This window comes from Chlamydiales bacterium, assembly GCA_041395025.1.
In the GTDB taxonomy this organism is placed as follows: domain Bacteria; phylum Chlamydiota; class Chlamydiia; order Chlamydiales; family JAAKFR01; genus JAJACP01.
In genome coordinates this window covers 954,000-975,618 of record JAWLBH010000001.1, presented here as the reverse complement: position 1 = coordinate 975,618, position 21,619 = coordinate 954,000, and the positions used below count along the sequence as shown (strand labels likewise).

Below are 21,619 nucleotides of genomic sequence, written 5' to 3'. Positions count from 1 at the left end.
GAAATAGAGAGGTTATCAGAGAAAATAGATTTACAACAAGAAAAATTATTGAGCCAGAACTAGGTATTTTCTAAACTCAAATTCTATATCCCTTGCCAAATCAATCAAACATCTAAATTGTATTGAAATCTTACAAAAGAAAGGTCTATAGGAAGAGAATACATTTTTGAGAACTAATGAAAAAACTCCCTCATCCATTCGCAACTTTTTTCCAAGCAGTAATCAGTCCTAAAGTTGCGATAGAGATGTTAATTAAAACTTTGACTCCAGCTGGCATCGAAGATTTAGTAAACATGAATATATCTTTAATGATCTCAAGCACTTTATCGACCAAGCTTAAAATAAGTATGAACAAATTCGAATACAATTTTTCTTGGAGGTATGGAGTTTCTTTTGATTGGTTGTTTAACATTTTTACTGCGTATTGACGTTTATAAGATTTTATCTCGTAAGCTAATTCACAACTATTTTTTAAGAAACTAGTCATATTATTTACTGCCATAATAGAGGGAAATACCGCTCCAAGCTTTCTTGGATTTTCTCCCAAACCAACGTCAAGATACTTATCAATACAACCAATAGGACGAGAAATACCAAACCCAAAGATAACAGCTAAGTTTCCTATGATTGAAAAAACCCCTTCTGCAATCTTCAAGATTTTTTCAACAGCTCCAACAGGAGAGTTGCTATCCTGATTAACATTAGAGGAAAACGATTTAGTTATCTTAATCACTTTACGACCTTGAACAATCGTTGAAGGAATGACTCCTCGAAAAATAGTCAATAAAGAGGTAAGATCACGCGTAGAAATCACTAAATTATGTGCCGTGCCAATATTGGCCATTGTTGGCTGCGAAGCATTCAATTCTAGACTCACTAAGGTAATCAATTGAAACACAGCATCACACGCTTTAAAAACCTTGTCTTGACCATCGTAACTATAAAGCATTCTCACAAGATGGTTGTTTGAATTGCAGAAAAAATTGCTTATCACTCCATTTCCTGTTATCTGCATAAAAACCACCTTTTACTTCATTTGAAGGCAAAATGATAGTCTATTTGAATTAATTTATAAAGAAAAATGATACAAATATTATTTTAATAAAAATTTTAATTTAAAATCTTGAATCCCATTTAAAAAAATATTTGCAGGAAGAGGGGTTTTCCCTGCTAATTGCACTTCAAGCAGCTCTAGTGCTCCTTCCCCACAATAGACAATGATTTTAGATGTTTCGGAGCTCAATGTTGCTGGCCTACCCTTAATATCAAGAATTTTTCGTGTTTTTATCACTCCCAATCTTTTTATATGATCTCCAAGTTGAATCTCACACCAAGCACCTGGATTTGGGGTTAAACCTCGAATTTGATTATGAATAGTTTCTGCTGAAGATCTCCAGTTGATTTCTCGTTCTCCAGATTGTATTTTTTTAGCAAAAGTCGCTGCAGAATGATCTTGAGGTACGGGACGAATTTTTTGTTTTTCGATTTTACTGATTACATCCCCTAATGCTTCTGACCCTACATCAGCTATTTGATTCAATAGATCACCCGCATTCATCTCTTCTAGGATAGGAATTTTTACAATCGAATATATATCTCCAGCATCCATTTCTAAAGACATTTTGATGATTGAGACTCCCGTGTCTTTTTCACCTGCCATTAAAGCACGTTGCACTGGAGCAGCTCCCCTATATTTAGGAAGCAGGCTTGCATGGACATTTAGACAACCAAGTTTTGGAATCTCTAAAATATCTTGTTTAAGAATTTCAGCATAAGCAGCTACAACAAATAGATCTGGATTATGAGTTTTCAAAAGATCTATAAAATCTTCACTAGAGGCTTTATGAGGTTGATAGATGGGAATCCCATACTGTTCAGCAATTTTTTTCACAGGAGTTGGAGAAAGATGTTGCCCACGTCCTTGTGGTTGATCAGGACGCGAAACAACAGCTATGATTTCAATGGGTTGTTTAGTAAGATAACTTAGAATCGTTGCAGCAAAAGATGGCGTTCCAAAAAAGATCACTCGCATTCACTACATTCTCATCTGGAGTAGAAGATCTTCAGGAGACTCATGTAACTCTTCTTTACGAATTCTTACTCGCTTATTAGAAATGCCTTGATGGATTCCTTGCATCCCAATTAATCCTCGTTTTGTCTCACGACAAAATTTAATAAAATGGGCAATTTCAGGAAGCAAATCTACTTCTTTTTCAATTTGTTTCAATGCATCATCAAGATGAAGACGAGAACGATAGACGAGCCTATAAGCATGAGCAAGCGCTCGACGGGTATCAAAGGAAAAATTTCGTCGCTTCAATCCAATTCGATTAATGCCTCCCATACAATAAGGAATTCCTCCTCCAACAGTAAAAGGAGGAACATCATTGGTGACTCGACTCATCCCCCCAACCATGGCATAACGTCCAATACGTGCAAACTGATGGACAGGGGTCATGCCCCCAATGATCGCAAAATCTTCAACAATCACATGGCCAGCAAGTAGGGAGTTATTACTCATCACGACATGATTTCCTATAAGACAATTATGTGCAATATGACAATAGGCCATGATTAAACAACCATCACCTACCTGAACAGTGGTTCCTTTAAAAGTTGAGCTATTAATAGTCGCAAATTCACGAATTTCACAATTTTTTCCAATCTTTACATAGGTTTGTTCACCAGCGTATTTTAAGTCTTGAGTTTTGGTACCAATACTGGCAAAAGGCCAAATGGTGGTTCCACTCCCAATCGTTGTAAAACCATCAATATAAGCATGGGATTTAATCACTACTCTATCTTCCAGGGTCACATGTTTTTTAATAATAGCATAGGGTTCAATTAAGACACCTTTCCCAATAACTGCTCCTTCTTCAATGATGGCTGTCGGATGGATATTTGGTCTTGTCATATTACTCCAGCTACTATTAAATTTTTTCCTTATTTACAAGTGCAAAACCCATTTCTGCTTCGACAGCAACTTGTGAACCAACTATTGCTTTGGTTTTCACACGCCCACCCTTATAACTAAATAACGTGCCTTCGCAATATAACAGTAAAACATCTCCTGGTTTGACAGGTTTGCGGAATTTCACTTGTTTCATAGTGGAAAAAAGCGCAATTTTGTCAATAAAGCCCTTTTGATGAATTAGAATTCCTCCTGCTTGAGCTAAAGCCTCAAGAATTAACACACCTGGCATAATCGGCACACTAGGAAAATGTCCCTGAAAAAAAGCTTCATTAATTGTGATATTCTTTTGCCCTAGAATTGAGGGCTTATTTAAATCCATTTCCAGAATCTTATCGACAAGCAAAAAAGGATATCGATGAGGCAATATCTCACGTATCTTTTTAATTTCAAATAATGTCGGTCTTTCAATCTCGTATTTCTCCATCAACCCTTCCTAATAAGAAGAAAAATGTTTTACAAATTCTTTTCCAATTTGGATATTCGCATGATGTCCAGAGCAAATCGCAATAATATTAGCCAAAAAAGGAAACCCTACTAAGGATAAATCTCCAATTAAATCCAAAATTTTATGCCTGACCATTTCGTCAGGAAATCTCAGTCCCTCCTTACTAAAAACAACATCATCTTTAATAACAATAGCATTTTCTAAACTCCCTCCTTGAATTAATCCTTGTTCCATTAAAGCCGTGATCTCTTCATACAAGGCAAATGTACGACAGGTTGCAATTTCATTCTTGAATACCTCTTGATTAATAGGCAATGAAAGATATTGAGAACGAATCACAGAGGTATTGGGATAGTGAAGCACATAGCTAATTCTATATTCTTCTGAAGGTAACGCTACAATATAGCTTTTGTCATTAGAATAATACAGAGGCTCTTTTAAAGGATGAATGACTTTAATAGCTTTTTGTTCTTCAATTCCAGCTTTTTCGATCAAACTCACAAAAGAAATTGCGCTACCATCTCCAACAGGAGGCTCACCTTCATCAAGTTGAACGCACAAATTATCTACTTGGTAAGCAAAAAGAGCAGCTAAAACATGCTCCACAGTCTGGACTGAAGCAGACCCTACGCCAATGATCGTACTGCGCAATGTGTTCTGGACATACTCTATAGCAGCGGGAATGAGCGGTTTGCCTGGAAGATCAATACGTTGAAAGACAACTCCACTATTAATAGGTGCCGGACAGAAGCGAATAGAAACCTCTTTCCCTGTATGAATACCCACGCCAGAGAATGAAACTTCTTTTTTTAAAGTCCGCTGGGGACGAGATTTCATGTAACAACTTAAATCAAAAATGAAAAAAAAATGTAATGAATATTTAATTTTTATGCAAGGGTAAAACTTCTATATCGTTTATAAAGAATGACTTTCTTGTACGTAGTGCAGATGCACATATCCATACAAAGAATACACTACAAAAGATAATCAACGGTAAATCACCAACTTGAGTATAAAGAGTAGAATAAGTATAGAGTGGTAAAGAGAGCATGAGTACTTCTGCTGATGCATATTTTTTAGGCGACTCATATTCTAAGATCCCAACTAATCGCCCTAAACTATCAAGACCACAAGTGACTCCTGTATTACAACAACGCAATAGCGGCACTCCTGCCTCAATGGCACGTAATCTTCCATGGAGAAAATGAATGATTGGTAAGCGAGAATGTGGGTACCAAACATCATTAGTTAAGTTGACAAGAAGTTGAGCACCTTTTAAGCGATTTGCACGCATTAAATTTCCATAAGTTTCTTCGTAACAGATCGAGACTCCTATTGGAGCATGATTTGTCTCAAATATTTTTGCTTCTTTTCCTGGGCAAAAAGAATCTTTAATCCCATATTTCTGAAGAAAAGCACGACACCATTGAAAGGGAATATACTCCCCCATAGGCACTAAAATGCGTTTTTCATATCGTTCTAATTTTTCTGAAAATGGATGGACTAAAAAAGCAGCATTATAGGCTTGCTTGACTTTTTCTTCATGAATATCAAAATCTTCAAGGCCAATAATCACATCAGCTGAAAAAATATTTGCAATCGCTTGTGCCCAATAGACATTCCCAACATAACTACTTAAAGAAGTCGGATATACCTGTTTTTGATGAAAAAATATATTCATTCTATCCTTCACATCTTCAACAGAATAGATCGGAAAATGGGCTCCATAAGGAACAACTCCTTCTGATAAAACAATCAAATCAGGTTGAGTATTTGTATAAAAAGAGAGCATGGTTAAAATTCTTTCCCATTGCTTCTCAGGAGGGATCGGTATAGAGCCATTAAGAGAAATTTTATATTCAGGATAGATAGCCGTTTGCACAAGAAGTGTCGAGAGAACATGCGAATCTTTTTCAAGAGATTGTTTATGAAATGTGACGTTTAACCAACCAAATAAATAAGGAGTCCCTACCATAATTAACCATAAAATGCACCGATGCCATAAAAAGAGATTTAAGATCTGCAAAGCAAGTAGATTAGTAAAAAACACCCAGAAGCTCATTCCAAAAATGCCAAAAATAGAGGCAAATTGCATTCCATACAAATTTCCTGAAAGAGCTATTCCAATAGGATTCCAGGAATATCCTGAAAAAATAAACAGACGACTCCATTCGCATAAAACCCAACCACCACTGATTCCAAGTATTTTATAAAAAGATAAATTTTTTCGAATGAATAAGCAGATGAAGGCAAATTGAATCGCCAATCCTAAAAGAAGAAGAAAAAAAAATATGTAAATATAGCCCCCTACATATCTATCTGATCTCAACCAATTCAAATGAAATGACTGAATCACCCCAAACCAAATGAGAGAAATCAAAAATCGTATTTTAGCTAATTTAAAATAGAGGAGCCCTTTCCAAAAAAGTGCGTAGCCAAAAGCTGCAGCCATCATGCACGCAAAAGGACTCCAATCAGGCTGAGCCATAACCACTACTAAAAAAGAAAAAAACAAATAGAAAAACGAGACTTTCATATTTAAAATAATTCTCAGAAATGAGTCTTAAAATGAGTTAAAAAAATTACCAAATCTAAATTGATCAGTAGAGACCACAAAATAAAAAAAATGCTAAAATTACTCTTAAGTTTTAACTTTTTTTCAATTAAATCAAATCTAAAAAGGTAAAAAATGAGAGTTCTCTTTAATTTGATTCAATCTTTTAATATAACATGAAAATTCCTTTTATTGAGTACCACTTAATTCGACTTTTGAATCTTTTTGATCAGCAGACTCTTTCACTCGGTTTATTCTTGAACCAGTATTTTCGTAAACATAAACAATTAGGATCAAAAGATCGCAGATATATCGCTGATATTATCTACGAAATGTGGCGTTGGCAATCTTTAATTGACTATCTGATCGATGGTCTTCCTTCATGGGAAAAACGGTATGCATACTTAAAAACCACATTCCAACCTAGTGACTATTTACCTATTGATACAATTCCTATCCATATTCGTCTGAGTTTACCGAAAGAACTCTTTGCTTTGCTCGTTCAAGATTATGGTGAAAAAAAAGCCATTGAGCTCTGTCAAGTATTTAATACAAAAGCTCCAATTTTTGTACGTATTAATCCTATAAAAATCACTAGAGAAGCACTAATAAAACGATGGGCAGGATTTAATGCTGTCTGTTGTAGACATTCTCCACTAGGAATTAAATTTAAAGATCGTGTGCCACTTATCGCCCTTTCTGAATTTAAACAAGGATTATTCGAAATGCAGGATGAAGGAAGTCAATGTGTTGCTCAACTCATGGATATCCGGCCTGGTCAACAAGTGCTTGATTATTGTGCAGGATCAGGTGGAAAAACTCTTGCTTTTGCTTTTCAAATGAAGAATGAGGGGACAATTTATTTACACGATATCCGTCTTTATATGCTAAATCGTGCAAAAAAACGGCTGAAAAGAATGGGCATTAAAAATGTCCAGTTTCTCCATTCAAAACATCCTGATCTACCACATTTAAAAAAAAAGATGGATTGGATTTTAGTCGATGTACCTTGCACAGGAACAGGGACTTTGCGACGCAATCCCGATCAGAAGTGGAAATTTTCTACTTGTTTACTAAACAAGCTAATCAAAAAACAACGTGACATTTTTAAGGAAGCGTTAAGTTTTTTAAAGCCAGAAGGACATATTATTTATGCAACTTGTTCTATTCTAAGATCAGAAAATCAAAAACAAGCCGCCTATTTTAGAAAGACTCATCACCTCAAAATATGTGGCAAACCATTTCTTTCAAAACCAAGCTATGGAGAAATGGATGGATTTTTTGCTATATGTTTTAAAAAAAATTCGACTTAGGCCTTGTATTTTTTTTTCGCCATATGACAGTCAATATCACAAGACATGAGATTCCTACTATTAGTAAAACTCGAATTAAATGATTTGAAATTAGGTAAAACAACCAATAAAATATATTTGGTTTAAGTGATTCAGCCGCGATTAAATCTTCTTCCTGAAGCGTATTTCCTGCATTATCTATTAAAAAAACTCGCCCGACTTTCTCCCCAGCTTTAATAGGTAAAGATGAAATTTCCCATTTCACTTTTGCCTTCACACTCGTCTCTTCAGATGGGTAGAAATCATAATAAAGATCTTTCTGCATTGCAGTTTTTAGAAGACGTTTCGTTCCCCTGACAGATTTAGTTAAGTCAGTTAATCCTTCTTTTAATAAATAACGACGCATCTTAGTTTCATTAAAAGCAGTCTCAAATAATCTGATAGTATCTTGGTATAATTCATTCCGTGTTTCACGTAAGCCAAGCAAAACAGCAATCAAACAACGCCCATTTTCTTGCGCTGCGGCAATTAAGTTTTTACCCGCAGCTTGTGTTGTTCCTGTTTTAACCCCAATAGCTTTTGGATAGAAAAATGGGCCTTTCTGTAAAAGTTTATTAGTTTGCGTGAAAGTTCTCTCACATTCTAGATTTGTCTGAGGAGAGTTATAACGAACTGTGGAAACAATTTTTGTAAAAATAGGGTTTTCTAACCCTTTTTTTGTCATAATTGCCAGATCATAAGGAGTAGTAAAATGATCAGGATGGTGCAAACCATGAGGATTGTTAAAAGAAGTGTTAAGACAACCAATTTTCTTTAAATACTCATTCACCCTCCCCATAAAAATCGGGATTGTTCCACCAATTTCTTCTGCAATCACATTTGAAGCATCATTTGCTGAACTAATTAGCATCCCACATAATAAATCGTATAGCCTGAATTCCTCTCCATTTTTGATTCCAATATGAATTCCACCTGTTTCTAGCCAATAAGGAGGACTACGATAGTTGGATTGCTGCTTGGCTTCTGAAGTAATGAAAGCAATAGATTCTTTTGTAGCTCTACAAGTTCTGTCTAGTTCTTGACTGTGCTGATCTAATACGTAAATTGCTGATGCTATTTTTGTTGTGCTAGCAGGAAATGCACGATGATGAGCATTTTTTTCAAAGAGGATCGCTCCTGTTTTGGCATTCATCAATATAACCCCTTCTGCACGAGTCGTAAAATCCAGTTGTTTAGCATGTAAAGGGAAAATAGAAAGAAATAGGAATAAAAACCATTTCATAGGGAAGCATTTTAGCAAATAGCTTGTATCTAAGCAATTTTGAAAATAAACTTGACGAACTGATAAAAAAGATTCTATAATTACCTTAGAGGGGGATTTATGGAGCCTGCTGATCTTGAAAGGAGTTATAATTACTATATAAATGATTTGTCCAATCATGTTCCTGATGGAATTGTTGAAGTAAATTTAGCTTTGCTACAGGAATTTGGGTTATTAACTTATAATCAAGGGAGTTCTGAAGAGATATCCGACTCTTTTAGTCACAATTTTTTTGTCATTGAGTCTCCAGATAAATTAACTCTATTTAATGATAAATTTTCTATTTGGATTGTCCCTAAAATGATGAATGGTGCACCCACGACTTATACTCTTATTGCTTTAAATGAAGAGAATCAACCTCATCTTGAAATTGTATTCACCGCATCAGGAGTTTACAATCATTCTGGACTAGTTTTAAGAATCTTAGAGAAATTTCTTCAACAAATTGAAGAAAACGAAGAGGAAATTTGTCGCCTTAAAGAAGATTAAAGGCGAGACAAAGGATATTCACTTCGCCTTCACGTCGATAGGAAACCTCATCTATAATCTTGCGAATGAGAAAAATTCCCATTCCTCCTATTTTTCTTTCACCAATGGGAATATTGAATTGAGGATCAATATCAGCATCGATAGGATTAAAAGGAGGACCAAGATCACATAATCTAATCTCAAAACGCATCCCCTGCTTTTTACATGTAATTTCAATTTGACCAGGATCTTTTTGGTAGGCATAAGAAATGATATTGACAATCGCTTCTTCACATGATAGTTCAATTCTATTAATTATAGAACTTTGAATGCCATATAGTTGAGCCTGCTGACGTATATATTCCATCATGTGTGGGAGAGAATCTAAAGAAGCCTCAAACTCCATGAACAGCACATTAAACTATTTCAAAAAAACCTACCAACAATGATTAATGATACTGATGATCTTTTGTGCTAAAATCTGATAAAGACGATTTGTAGCAGCATCAAGAGCTAAATTATGCATTTCAAGTTGTCCTAAGGAAAAAGCATGAAAATTAATGTTCGTTAAATCAGGATCAAAATCGTAGGTAAGCGAAGCAATCGCCTCATAAGGACCAAATATACAGTCTCCTGTTTGATGATCTATCAAACTAAAAGTTGCTTTCATCGTTAGGCGAGCTTCGTCTGAAACAATGAAATCAGAAAATTTATCGTCTTCTTTATTACTAGGAGCATAAGCAAAGCCGATGTTCGTATCCAAGGGAGAAGCTGTAACCACTTTTAATAGAAGATCACCACCATGAGCTCTATAAACCAAAGCTCCACTTACTGTCATAGCATGAATCAAAGCATTTGTTAAGAGCCCTTTATTGTCACCTTCAACATAGGGGATACAAACTGAGGTATAAGACCCTATCAAATCTTTTTGACTAAATCGATACCCACATGCAGAAAGAATAAAAACTAAATAGGAATACAAGAGGATGTGTAAAAATCTCCTCCGTATGGAATTATCAGTTCTCGACCTGATTTCACATCCATTTCTCATGATAATAAGAATCGACTAAAAGTGTTCATCTAAAACTAAACTTTAGCAAGAGAAGAAATATGGGTTAAACGTGTTTTACTTTTTTGAGCCCCATGAGTCATTGGATATTTTTGAATCGCATTCTCGTAATAAATCACAGAGGCACAAGGTTTTTTTTTCTTTTCGTAAAAACGACCAGTATTATAAAGACTTTGTGCATAAATCTCCTCCATACCTATTAAATTAGCTTCTGCAATATGGATTCTTTCATCACCCGGAAATGCTTTCCCAAATTTATTAATGTTTACCTTTGCTAAAGAAATAAGATCAGGATTTTGTGATTCGTATAAACTTTGCTGATAATAAATATCTGAGATTTTAACATAGCTATCAGCAGCAAGTGAATGTCTAAGAAAACGCCGTATTAATATTTGGAAACAATTAATACTTTCACGATACTCTCTTTTATTAAAAAAAGTCTCTCCCTTCATATAGAGAGCCTTTGCAGCAATCTCTTTTCCAGGCAGAGCAGCAATAATTTCATCCAAAATTAAAATGATATCTCTCTTACCAGATGACCACTTTGGCAATTGAGATAGACCAAATAAATGTTTTTTCCGTCCCTTTTCATATTGATTCACAATCTCATACTTGAAATCAAAAACCTTTTCAAAATGTGTTAAGGTTCCATTTTGAATTAGATATAAGTCAAATTGCTGATTGGCTAAATCAAAATTCTCTTTAAAATAATAAGAAGCACCTAAATAAAAAATGGAATCTACATAAAAAGGAGACTCTGGGAAATGGGTAGTAATGATAGTAAAATTTAGCAGAGCTTTATCCCAATTCTTTTCGTAGAAGGCCTGACAACCTCTATCATAATGCTCTTGAATAGAAACAATTGGAATAGGCATTTTTTGTGACCATTTTCTATCTACTTGTCTGAGGGCAGCAGACATAGAAAGGGGCAAAAAGAAAACCCAAATAAATAAAAAAATAGATCTCACAAAACCTGCTCTCAAAATATGCTCCATTAAATCATAATGTTTAAGGTCAGTTCCTGTCAAACAAGATGGTAATTCTAAATTAATTAGGATAAGACATTTATTTGTAGGTATTTATTATGGTTATCTCAAAGATTTTTTTATCAATTAAGACTCCCAACTTCCTGAAATTGATGATCTATCTAAAAATAAATCTGCACGCAGCTTAAGAGATTGAATGATCCTTACCTATTTTTTAAAAAATGATCTCTCATACTCGAGAAATTATTCTTATGTAAGTCTCTTATCTGATTGCAAAATACTACTTCCTCAATTTGTGCTGATGTTGAGAAATATATTGTCATTGATTCCCAAATTCTCCATAGGATCTAATGATTGCAGATTTTAAGAAAATCATTATTGTCCATGGGTTAGAATTTTTTTCTGTTTAATAAATTTTCTAAAAAAATTTTAAGTCAAATAAATGAATATTCTTCATATATAGAATTTATGAGAGATAGGAGACTTCTTTTTAGCGAATCTATGGGTCAAGTTATGATTTTTTTGCTTCAATCTGTTACTCTCAAATTTACAAAATGACTTTAAAATAACATATAGTTGAGTTTATGCGTTTTATTTTTTCTCTTCTAACTTTAGCAAGTCTTGGGTTTGGTGGATGGTATACTTGGGAAAACATTCCAAAGATTCAAGAATTTGTTTATAGCAAATTCACTAATAATGAATTTCGTACACTTGAAATTCGCTATACTCCTGAAGAACTTATGCGTCTTCACAAAGATTATTGCCTTAAAAATAGTGGTTATACTTACCTTGAACCTGAAATGCTCTACTATCCCTACCTATTAATGCATGTGAAATATTCCAAAGATTATACTACGACCTATGAAGGAACACTACTTTGGGGATTATCCGATGGAGAAATGGTGATTGATACAACGACTTGGGAAAAAACTCATGGATTTGAAGATTGTCTACTTGCAAAAGCTGATAAAAATGATTTTAAAGTAATCAAGGCTTTAGTAGAGGCTGGAGGAATGATTGATCGTGAAAAGCTTTACCATTTTTTCAAAGTGGATCGAGATGTTCTTGATAGTTGGATAGAGAGCTGTCGTCAAAAGAAATTGATTGTCATAAGTGGGAATAAATTCCGTCTTCATTTTGCTGAACCCCATTTTGAAACCAAACCTTGCACACATTTAGATCAAGCTCTTGTTTCCCAACCAGCTAAACCTTCTGCTAAAGGGAGTAGAAATTATTCTCCTTCCCAAATTAAAACTCTGACTGAAATTGTCTTTGGAGGTGATTTCGCGATTCGTAAAACTGAAGAGGTATTTTTACCCGTCTGTAGTGTGGGAATTCGTAATCCTGATGGTTCTACGCGTACCGTATACTTCAATGCTCTTAATGGTAAAATCACATCCCCTGACTAACTTTTATCTAAAAAAACCCTATGCTATTTCATTGAATACTGTGAAACACCTGGAATCTTCTTCAATTCTTCTTCCAATCCTGAACCAGTTAAAACACCTTGATTTAAATAGAGTGCCCCAAGTTTTTTATTCCCTAAAAAAAAGAGAATCTCCACTTTTTGAGACCCAGAATGAAAACGAAATAGATTTTTCATTTTGAGAATATGAGAAAGACGCACGATGGTTACATCCAGCTTAAGGGAGAGCAATTCGGATTTCTTATTGATGGATTTAATCCCTTTTTTTTGATGATTTGTCAAATGATTCTGCTGTAATTTAGCATAATCAAAAGCTTTATCACACTCTTCAATCATTACATCATTCACCTTCGTAAGATCATCTAACCAACGACAAGAAAGACGGATGGACTCTTCTCGTCTATCTATTTGCAAAATAGCATAAATCAGCTGATTGACTTTTAACAAATCTCCCTTTTCTTCATAAAGTTGAGACCAAACTGGTAATTCATACGTTTCTACTCCATCACTAATCTGCAGAATTGCAAATTTTTTTTGAGAGCGTTGGGAAACTCTAATTTGCACAGTTTCGAGAATAAAGGCTGCACGAATCAGTTGATTGTGTTCAATTTGATTAAGATCAGCAAGAGGGGTACAGGAAAGGCGCTCCAAAATGTGTTCAAAAGCATCCATTGGATGACCTGTGAGGAAAAATCCTAATAACTCTTTTTCTTTCTTTAAAACCTCCATTTTTGGAGTAGGATGGGTAATTTCAGGAGGATTTGTAAATCGATGACTTATCTCTTCTGTCATCAGAGAAAAAAAAGTTAGTACACCTGAATCTGCCTCTTTTTGGTCAGTTGAAGCAACTTCATGCATCTCTTCGATCTTCATTCTTAATTCATCACGCAGCCAACCAGTAAAATCAAAAGCACCAGCATCCACTAAACACTCAATTGCCTTTTTACTCACACGTTTCAGATCAATCCGTTTAAAGAAATCATAGAAATTTGCAAAAGGACCATTTCTATCTCTTTCCTCTAAAATAACCTCAACAACTCCCTCTCCAACTCCTTTGATCCCACTCATCGCAAATCGAATGCCTTTTTCTGTCATAACAAACGCTTTACCTGACTCATTGATGTCAGGAGAAAGAATATCAATATTCATTGAACGCAGCTCACGAATAAACTTAGCAACTTTAGAGATATCATCACGATCACATGTCATAAGTGCTGCCATCCAAATGCCTGGGTAGTTCGCTTTAAGATAGGCTGTTATATAAGTAAGAAACCCATAAGCTGCTGCATGGGATTTATTAAAACCGTAAGAAGCAAATTTTTCTATCTTATCAAAAATCGCGGCTGCGACTTCTTCATGAAGACCATTTTTTATCGCTCCCTGACGAAATTTTTCTCTCTCTTGCTCCATCTGTTCACGATCTTTCTTCCCCATGGCTCGACGCAATACATCGCCTTCACCTAAAGAGTAATTGGCAAGTTTCTGAGCAATCTGCATGACCTGCTCCTGATACACCATAATCCCATATGTCTCTTCAAGAATAGGTTTAAGCAAAGGATGATCATATTCAATTTTTTCACGTCCATGTTTTCGATGAATAAAAGATGGGATCATATCCATTGGACCAGGGCGGTAAAGAGAACCAATCGCAATAATTTCTTCAAATTTATCAGGTAGTAGCTGGCGAGCAAGTTCTTGCATACCACCTGATTCCATTTGAAACACACCCAATGTCTTGCCTTGCTGCAACAGATGAAATGTTTTTTCATCATCAAGCGGAAGATTCTGCCAATCAAGCTTTTTCCCAGTGTTCATCGCAACTGCATCACAGGCAATTTGAATGCTTGTTAAAGTCTTCAATCCTAAAAAATCAATTTTCAACATTCCCACCGCTTCAACCGGCTTCATAGAAAATTGTGTTGTAATCATATCAGATTCTTTTGGACGACAAATTGGAATATTTTCAGTTAGAGGAGAGCCTGAAATAATTAGACCTGCAGCGTGAATTCCAGTATTACGAATCGATCCTTCAAGTTTTTTCCCCAAATCAATAATTTTTTTTGCATCACTATCTTCCAAATACATTTGATAGAGATCAGGATCAATTTCTAAAGCTTTCTCAAGCGTCATATTCAAATCATCTGGAATATATTTTGCAATCTGGTTCACTTTCGAAAGGGGAACTGATAAAACTCTTCCGACATCTTTGATCGTCATCTTTGCCTTCATAGTTCCAAAAGTCACAATCTGAGCTACATTTTCCCTGCCATACTTTGCTACTGTATAGTCAATGACTTGAGCTCTTCGATCCATACAAATATCGACATCAATATCAGGATAAAAAAGACGCTCAGGATTGATAAAACGCTCAAAAAAAAGATGAAATCTTAAGGGTTCTATATCCGTAATTTCTATTAAATATAGAATGATTGAACCGACCCCAGAGCCTCTTCCTGGACCCACTGGAATTCCTTCTTTCTTAGCCCAGTTGATGAAATCCCAAACAATCAATAAATAATCGCTCATCCCCTTAGCATAGATAATTTCCATTTCGAGTTTGAGACGTTCATGAACAACATCCATTGGATCTTTTTCAGGGTACTTTTCTGCAACTTTTTGGAGTCTTTCAGGGGGATAGCGTTTCTTAATTCCCTCTTCACATAAATGGCGTAAAAATGTTTCCTTTGTATATCCTGGTTTACAGGAAAAGACAGGATAGTGCTTAGTAGAAAAGTCCAGTTCAAGTTGACATTTTTCCGCAATCTTTAGTGTATTTGAAATGGCTTCTGGAAGATCGAAAAAAAGAGCTACCATCTCTTCCTGAGATTTAAAATAAAACTCATGGCTAGAATAGACTCGCCTTTTTGGATTTGGAACACGAAATGTCGGGTTATTAAAGCTATCTTTTTCCCAAATTTCGACTGGTTCCCCTGACTGAATATTGATTAAGATTTCGTGGGCTTGCCAATCATCTGCCTCAAGATAGTGAGTATCATTTGTTGCAACAAGAGGAATACCTAGTTTCTTACTGGCAGCTACCATCATTGCATTCACTTTTTGCTGATTCTGAATAAAATTTCGATATTGTTGTTCCAACCAAGCTTCTGAAGAGATAGCGACAATCTTCTCTTCAACCATTTGGTGACGCTGCAATTCAAGATAATAATCCTCACCAAAAATTTTCTGATACCAGAGTATTTCTTGATAAAATGCTTCTTCTGTCCCATAAAGTGCAAGATCTGCAACTTGACCTGCAAGAGAAGAAGAGAGACAAATCAGACCTTCCGCATACTCTTGAAGAAGTTCTTTATCAATCCTTGGATGGTAATAAAACCCTTCAAGATACCCTTTTGAAGAAAGGTGGCATAAGTTGCGATAACCTTGCGTATTTTTTGCTAATAAAACTAAATGGAAAGCAGTTTTCCCACTAATTTTCTTTTTTTCAAAACGAGAAGTTGGGGCAACATAAACCTCACACCCAACGATTGGTTTCACGTCATACTTCTTGCATGTTTGATAAAAATCAATCACTCCATGCATATTTCCATGATCAGTAAGAGCGGTCGCTTGCATCCCCATTTCCGCTGCTTTTTGTGCGATCCCCTCGACAGAAGATGACGCCTCTAAAATCGAATATTGAGAGTGTTGATGAAGAGAAAACCACATAAGAGAAAAAATTCTACCCTATTTGATTTTAAAGGGAAATATTACTCTCCTTAGGTTATTGTTTTTAACAAGGTAACTCCGAGTGATTGGTTCATTTTCACGATAGCAGATAACTCATGAAACCCTCTTGGAGTAATTTCTTATGCTATCTTCTAATCGAAAAATAAAAATGCAACATTTTAAGATTTAGTCGGTTTAATTTGATCTTGAGAAAGAGAAAATTCCATTTCTTTTTGCTCATTATTTCTAGATTGAGGTTGGGCATTCCACATGGGTAAAAAAAGAAGAACGGTCACAATCCCACAAATAATTAGAATCAAAAAATAACCTAACCAACCGAATTCTTGAGCAATTTTTCCAAGAGGATATCCGGCAACTGCAGCACCAAAATAGGCAAACCAACCAGCAAAACCACTTGCAGTACCAGCAGCTTTCTTATGAGATAGCTCTGCTGCAGCTAGACCAATTAACATCTGAGGACCAAATAAAAAAAACCCAATCATAAAAAGAACTACTGAACATAACCAGCCATTTGCTTCAGGAAACAACCAAAGGACTAAAATAGAACCAATCATACCAAGAGAAAAAAGAACATTCATTGGACCACGACGGCCAGTGGATAATTTATCTGATAACCAGCCAGCAATCAACATTCCAAAAAGACCGCCAATTTCAAAAAGTGAAACGCATCCATTGGCTTTTATCATAGAATAACCCTTAGTTTCAATAAGATAAAGAGCACTCCAATCATTAATTGCCATGCGAATGACGTATACAAAAAAAGAAGCAATTGCGAGGATCCAGATCCACTTGTTTGTCAGAACATAGTTAAGTAAAATTTCCTTTGTCGAGAGTTCTTTTTCCGATTTCTCATAGAGTTTTTCTGGACTAGGATAATCTTGACGATATTTCTCAATGGTGGGCAAACCAAGAGACTGGGGAGTATCACGTAATCGGTTGATTAGAACAAAGCCCATAAAAATACAAAGAATGCCAGGAATAAACATCGCATAACGCCATCCAAAATACTGAGTACAGGCCCCCGCAATAATAGGAATCAAAAATCCTCCCACGTTATGAGAAGTACTCCAAATACTCCACCACATTCCTCTTTCAGATTGAGAGTACCAGTGAGTAAGCAAACGGGCACATGGAGGCCATCCCCATCCCTGAAACCAACCATTGATTCCCTGAAAAATAGCAAATAAAATTAAAGAAGAAGAGAATCCAAAAAAAATACTTGTCATCCCTGTGATAATTAAACCAAATGCCATAAAATAGCGAGGATTCGACTGATCAGACATCACTCCACTAGCAAATTTACTGAGTCCATAAGTGATGTAAAGAGCACTTCCTAATACACCAAGTTGTGCCTTATTAAAACCAAGATCATGCATTAAAGCAGGCATGGCAAAAGTAAAACTTTTTCGGGTAAAATAGTAAAAAATGTATCCCGTAAACATCGCATAAAAAATCCGGAAACGCCAATAACGATATTCTTTCTTTACAATCCTTGGATCATCAATTTCCTCAATGTGTTCTGCAGGTCTTAAGAAATTCAAGACAGTATTCATTCTCTTTTCTCAACAAACTATTAATTTAATGAACAGAAAAAGCCTTAATTCTAACAAGAAATAGTCAAAATGTCACGATTTTTTGACTGCTGAATGTAAATTAAAATTTCATTATTTAAAATAACCTAACTACGAATAAAAAGATTAAAATCTTCGTCTAATTGACTTAGATAAATTTATGTGTTAGAAAAAAAACATGTCAGAAGCAAATCAGGAACTTGCTGATGATCAGTTAAACTCTCTTTTAGAGGAATTAGGAGTTTTAACACCGATCATTTCAAAAGAACCTTTACCAGAAACACCTTCTCTTGACCATATTGTTAAGGAAATTTTTGAATTAACAGACTCTCCTCCTCCTTTCTCCTCCTTACCTCTAGAAAAAGAGAAAAAGAAAAAACGCTTTTCTATCTTGAGTTGGGTAGTGATAGGCATCTTGTTTGGGGGATGTGCGGGTTTTACTTTAAGTATTTTTTGGACTCCTCATAAAAATACATCTCATCCTATCATTAAACCTGATGCGGAAATTTCTGAACAAATTTCTTATTGGATCTCTGAACTAAAAACCCTTTATCAACAACTTGAACCTACTATTCCCAAAAATGAAATCATTGCACCTTATCCCTCTCATAACCAAAGTGAATTTCTTGGAGAGTCTGTAATACGCTAATCTCGAAAATCCCTTGATCCTATCTTGCATTTCAACTATAGTCGTTTAAATTCAAATTTTCATATACCTGATTTTAAGTTTTTTGATAAAAAAGGTTTAAATGATGGATAAAGTTTTAAATTTAACTGATTCTATTCCTATCTTGTATGTCATATCATATTGCGAAAGGGGTGTTTGATATTCTACCTAAAGATGCAGAGGCTTGGCGTGAGTCCCATCTTTGGGAATATTTAGAATCTCAAGTCCGTGCAATTTGCCATCTTTATGGATATCGAGAAATTCGCACCCCCCTTTTTGAGTTAACTGAACTCTTTACCCGGAGTATTGGTCTGAATACCGATATTGTAAGTAAAGAAATGTATACTTTCCAAGATAAGGGAGGTCGATCGTTGACTCTAAGGCCGGAAGGCACTACACCTGTCATGCGAGCTTTTATTGAAAAAAATCTCCATCAGATTAGTTCAATACATAAGTTCTTTTATCTCTGTCCAATGTTTCGTTATGAAAGACAACAAGCAGGACGCTACCGGCAACACTATCAATTTGGAGTGGAGGCGATTGGTTCAAATTCTCCCTATCAAGATGTAGAGATCATTCAAATTCTCTGGTCTTTTTATAAGAAACTCGGTCTCCAGGGGTTTAATCTACACATCAACTCAATCGGTGATGCAAAAACAAGAGAAAATTTCCGTGATGCCTTGAAAAATTACTTAAAGCCCTATTTTAATGACCTCTCTCTAGAAAGCCAAAAACGGTATCAAACCAATCCTATTCGCATTTTAGACTCAAAAAATTCAAAAGACCAAGAATTACTCACTGAAGCTCCACTCATCTACGATTTTCTCTCCAATGAGTCTAAAACCCATTATCAAGAATTTTGCAACCTTCTTGAAGAAGAGAAGATTCCTTTCATCTCTAATCCAAAACTAGTCCGTGGTCTGGATTACTACAATAATATTGTTTTTGAAATCACTTCTGCAGAACTAGGTAGTCAAAATAGCCTAGGAGGAGGAGGACGCTATGATGGTTTAATGACCCAACTTGGTGGTCCTAACCTTCCCGCTTGCGGATTTGGTACTGGCATCGAAAGAATAATTCAGACCATGATCGCTCAAAAGGTGAACCTCCCTACCTACCCTCATCCTTTACTGTTTATGATTCCCATAGGTGAAAAAGCTAAAAAAAAATGTTTTCATATTATGAACCATCTACGCCAAAATACTCTCCCAGTTGAGATGGCCTTTAATGAAACAAAACTCAGAAATTCTATGCGTTATGCAGATATTATAGGAGCTAAATACACTGTAGTGATTGGTGAAAACGAGATTAATTCAGGAAAAGTAGAGATGAAAGAAATGGCGTCTGGAAATATAAAATCTCTTCCTTTAGATAGGTTATTGGATGAATTACAAAAGAACACATGACTGTGGAACCTTAACGGTTCAAAATATTGATCAACAAGTTACCCTAACTGGTTGGGTTCATCGAAGACGAGATCATGGAGGTGTGATTTTTATTGACTTGCGTGATAGGTATGGAATCACACAAATTGTTTTTCACCCCGAAATTCATCTCTCAATGCATGAATTAGCAAGCAATTTACGTGCTGAGTGGGTCATTGCTGTTGAAGGAAAAGTCGTTGCCCGAGCACAATCCATGGAAAACCCTAAACTTAAAACAGGGTCAATTGAAATCTGTGCGAATAAACTGACAATTTTATCTAAAGCGAAAACACCTCCTTTTTCTATTTGTGATGAATACCTTGATATTCATGAAGAATTAAGACTGAAGTATCGATATTTAGATATTCGAAGAGGAAACATCGCTAAAAATTTAGAAATTCGACATAAGGTCATGCTGAGCATCCGAAATTACCTTAGTGCTCATGGTTTTTTAGAAATCAACACACCAATTTTAGCGAAATCTACTCCAGAAGGTGCCCGTGATTATCTTGTTCCCTCTCGTATTTACCCTGGTAGTTTTTTTGCCTTACCACAATCACCTCAACTTTTTAAACAAATCTTGATGATTGCCGGAATGGATCGCTATTTTCAAATTGCTACATGTTTTCGCGATGAAGACTTACGTGCAGACCGCCAACCTGAATTCACACAAATCGATCTTGAGATTAGTTTTAGTTCTCAAGAAGAGCTCTTTCAATTAATAGAAGAGATGATCAAAATTATTTTTGAAAATTCTATGAATATTAAGATCCAAACTAATTTCCGTCGTATTTCATTTCAAGAGTCTTTGGAGCATTATGGAACAGATAAGCCAGATTTACGCTTTGGTATGCGGCTGACACGCATTGATAAAATTGCGGAAAAATCTGACTTTTCTGTGTTCAAAGAGCAGCTTTCGAACGGAGGAATAGTCAAAGGACTCTGCGTAAAAGGTGGAGAAAATCTTTCAAGAAAAACTATAGAACATTACACAAAACTAGTTAGCCATTGTGGAATAGAGGGTCTGGCTTGGATGAAAGTGGGTGATGAGGGTCTCGTTTCAAGTATTACCAAATTTTTCCATAAAACATTGCAAAAAGAACTGATTCAAAGAATGGAAGCTCAGAAAGGAGACCTTCTTTTATTTGCAGCTGGAGAAGAAAAAATCGTAAATATGGCTCTTGATCAGCTACGTCGTTATATTGCGAATCAGCATGGGTGGATCAGACCAGATCACTATGAATTTGCTTGGATTACAGACTTTCCCTTAGTACATTGGGATTCTGAAACTCAAAATTATACCTGCGAACATCATCCCTTTACTTCACCTCGTCTGGAAGATATTTCTCTTTTAGAAAAAGATCCTCTTAAAGTGAGATCATCGAGTTATGACCTTGTCCTTAATGGCTATGAACTTGGATCTGGTTCTCAACGTATCCATAGCGGAGAACTCCAAGAAAAAATTTTCCAGCTCCTGAAGTTATCGGAAGAAGATATTAAAAAACGTTTTGGATTTTTCATTGAAGCTTTAAAATATGGGACCCCACCTCATCTTGGGATTGCTCTTGGAATCGACCGCATTGTGATGCTTCTTACTCGATCTGAAAGTTTGCGTGATGTCATTGCGTTTCCTAAGACACAAAAATCTACAGATCTAATGACAGAAGCTCCTTCAAATGTGATAAAAAAGCAACTTAAAGAATTAAATATACTGATTGAACCGATGGAGAGTTAA

General features: G+C 35.6%; 18 protein-coding genes. 6 read left to right on the top strand and 12 right to left on the bottom strand.

What is annotated here, in order from left to right; all coding sequences use genetic code 11:
• Positions 1-190: 190 nt before the first annotated feature.
• The 6 genes from R3E91_04450 to lnt all read right to left on the bottom strand — a co-directional run bounded on the left by R3E91_04450 (position 191) and on the right by lnt (position 5,907).
• Positions 191-1,015, bottom strand: coding sequence for a hypothetical protein (locus R3E91_04450; GenBank protein MEZ5315442.1), 825 nt, complete (start codon positions 1,013-1,015; stop codon positions 191-193).
• A 78-nt stretch (positions 1,016-1,093) separates the two neighbouring features.
• The gene (gene fmt, locus R3E91_04445) at positions 1,094-2,032 is read right to left on the bottom strand and encodes a methionyl-tRNA formyltransferase (protein MEZ5315441.1); all 939 of its coding nucleotides are present in this window, start codon (positions 2,030-2,032) and stop codon (positions 1,094-1,096) included.
• A 3-nt stretch (positions 2,033-2,035) separates the two neighbouring features.
• A complete protein-coding gene (gene lpxA / locus R3E91_04440) occupies positions 2,036-2,914 on the bottom strand; it encodes an acyl-ACP--UDP-N-acetylglucosamine O-acyltransferase (protein MEZ5315440.1) in 879 nt (292 codons plus the stop codon).
• A gap of 16 nt (positions 2,915-2,930) precedes the next feature.
• Entirely contained in the window at positions 2,931-3,383 is a 453-nt protein-coding gene (gene fabZ, locus R3E91_04435; protein MEZ5315439.1) for a 3-hydroxyacyl-ACP dehydratase FabZ, read from the bottom strand.
• 24 nt (positions 3,384-3,407) lie between these two features.
• Positions 3,408-4,256: a UDP-3-O-acyl-N-acetylglucosamine deacetylase gene (gene lpxC, locus R3E91_04430; protein MEZ5315438.1), complete on the bottom strand. Its 849-nt coding sequence runs from the start codon at positions 4,254-4,256 to the stop codon at positions 3,408-3,410.
• A gap of 43 nt (positions 4,257-4,299) precedes the next feature.
• Positions 4,300-5,907 carry an apolipoprotein N-acyltransferase gene (gene lnt / locus R3E91_04425; GenBank protein MEZ5315437.1) on the bottom strand — a complete coding sequence of 536 codons (1,608 nt, stop codon included), beginning with the start codon at positions 5,905-5,907 and terminating at the stop codon, positions 4,300-4,302.
• A gap of 242 nt (positions 5,908-6,149) precedes the next feature.
• Between lnt and R3E91_04420 the strand changes: the two genes are divergently transcribed.
• On the top strand, positions 6,150-7,286 hold the full coding sequence (locus R3E91_04420) for an RsmB/NOP family class I SAM-dependent RNA methyltransferase (GenBank protein MEZ5315436.1): 1,137 nt from the start codon (positions 6,150-6,152) through the stop codon (positions 7,284-7,286).
• Here R3E91_04420 and R3E91_04415 read toward each other — a convergent pair.
• Complete coding sequence (locus tag R3E91_04415) at positions 7,267-8,547, bottom strand: D-alanyl-D-alanine carboxypeptidase family protein (protein MEZ5315435.1); 1,281 nt, start codon at positions 8,545-8,547, stop codon at positions 7,267-7,269. The two genes, R3E91_04420 and R3E91_04415, sit on opposite strands and share 20 nt — an antisense overlap.
• A 99-nt stretch (positions 8,548-8,646) precedes the next feature.
• Here R3E91_04415 and R3E91_04410 point away from each other — a divergent pair, with 99 nt between their 5' ends.
• Positions 8,647-9,075 carry a hypothetical protein gene (locus tag R3E91_04410; protein MEZ5315434.1) on the top strand — a complete coding sequence of 143 codons (429 nt, stop codon included), beginning with the start codon at positions 8,647-8,649 and terminating at the stop codon, positions 9,073-9,075.
• On the opposite strand, the gene R3E91_04405 is transcribed toward R3E91_04410, so the two are convergent.
• From R3E91_04405 to R3E91_04395, 3 genes are all read right to left on the bottom strand, one after another.
• Positions 9,062-9,460: an ATP-binding protein gene (locus R3E91_04405; protein ID MEZ5315433.1), complete on the bottom strand. Its 399-nt coding sequence runs from the start codon at positions 9,458-9,460 to the stop codon at positions 9,062-9,064. The genes R3E91_04410 and R3E91_04405 overlap by 14 nt on opposite strands.
• A 30-nt stretch (positions 9,461-9,490) precedes the next feature.
• Positions 9,491-10,036, bottom strand: a complete 546-nt coding sequence (lptE, locus tag R3E91_04400) for an LPS assembly lipoprotein LptE (protein MEZ5315432.1) — start codon at positions 10,034-10,036, stop codon at positions 9,491-9,493.
• 104 nt (positions 10,037-10,140) lie between these two features.
• Positions 10,141-11,091, bottom strand: a complete 951-nt coding sequence (locus tag R3E91_04395) for a tetratricopeptide repeat protein (GenBank protein MEZ5315431.1) — start codon at positions 11,089-11,091, stop codon at positions 10,141-10,143.
• A gap of 602 nt (positions 11,092-11,693) precedes the next feature.
• Here R3E91_04395 and R3E91_04390 point away from each other — a divergent pair.
• Positions 11,694-12,518, top strand: a complete 825-nt coding sequence (locus R3E91_04390) for a hypothetical protein (protein ID MEZ5315430.1) — start codon at positions 11,694-11,696, stop codon at positions 12,516-12,518.
• A gap of 23 nt (positions 12,519-12,541) precedes the next feature.
• On the opposite strand, the gene dnaE is transcribed toward R3E91_04390, so the two are convergent.
• Positions 12,542-16,201 carry a DNA polymerase III subunit alpha gene (dnaE, locus tag R3E91_04385; GenBank protein ID MEZ5315429.1) on the bottom strand — a complete coding sequence of 1,220 codons (3,660 nt, stop codon included), beginning with the start codon at positions 16,199-16,201 and terminating at the stop codon, positions 12,542-12,544.
• Between the two features lie 179 nt (positions 16,202-16,380).
• Positions 16,381-17,775 carry an MFS transporter gene (locus R3E91_04380; GenBank protein ID MEZ5315428.1) on the bottom strand — a complete coding sequence of 465 codons (1,395 nt, stop codon included), beginning with the start codon at positions 17,773-17,775 and terminating at the stop codon, positions 16,381-16,383.
• A 196-nt stretch (positions 17,776-17,971) separates the two neighbouring features.
• Here R3E91_04380 and R3E91_04375 point away from each other — a divergent pair, with 196 nt between their 5' ends.
• The 3 genes from R3E91_04375 to aspS all read left to right on the top strand — a co-directional run bounded on the left by R3E91_04375 (position 17,972) and on the right by aspS (position 21,619).
• Positions 17,972-18,442: a hypothetical protein gene (locus R3E91_04375; GenBank protein ID MEZ5315427.1), complete on the top strand. Its 471-nt coding sequence runs from the start codon at positions 17,972-17,974 to the stop codon at positions 18,440-18,442.
• A gap of 146 nt (positions 18,443-18,588) precedes the next feature.
• Positions 18,589-19,866 (top strand): histidine--tRNA ligase, encoded by a 1,278-nt coding sequence (gene hisS, locus R3E91_04370; protein ID MEZ5315426.1) that lies wholly within the window; start codon positions 18,589-18,591, stop codon positions 19,864-19,866.
• Entirely contained in the window at positions 19,844-21,619 is a 1,776-nt protein-coding gene (gene aspS, locus R3E91_04365) for an aspartate--tRNA ligase (protein ID MEZ5315425.1), read from the top strand. The genes hisS and aspS overlap by 23 nt, the downstream gene beginning before the upstream one ends.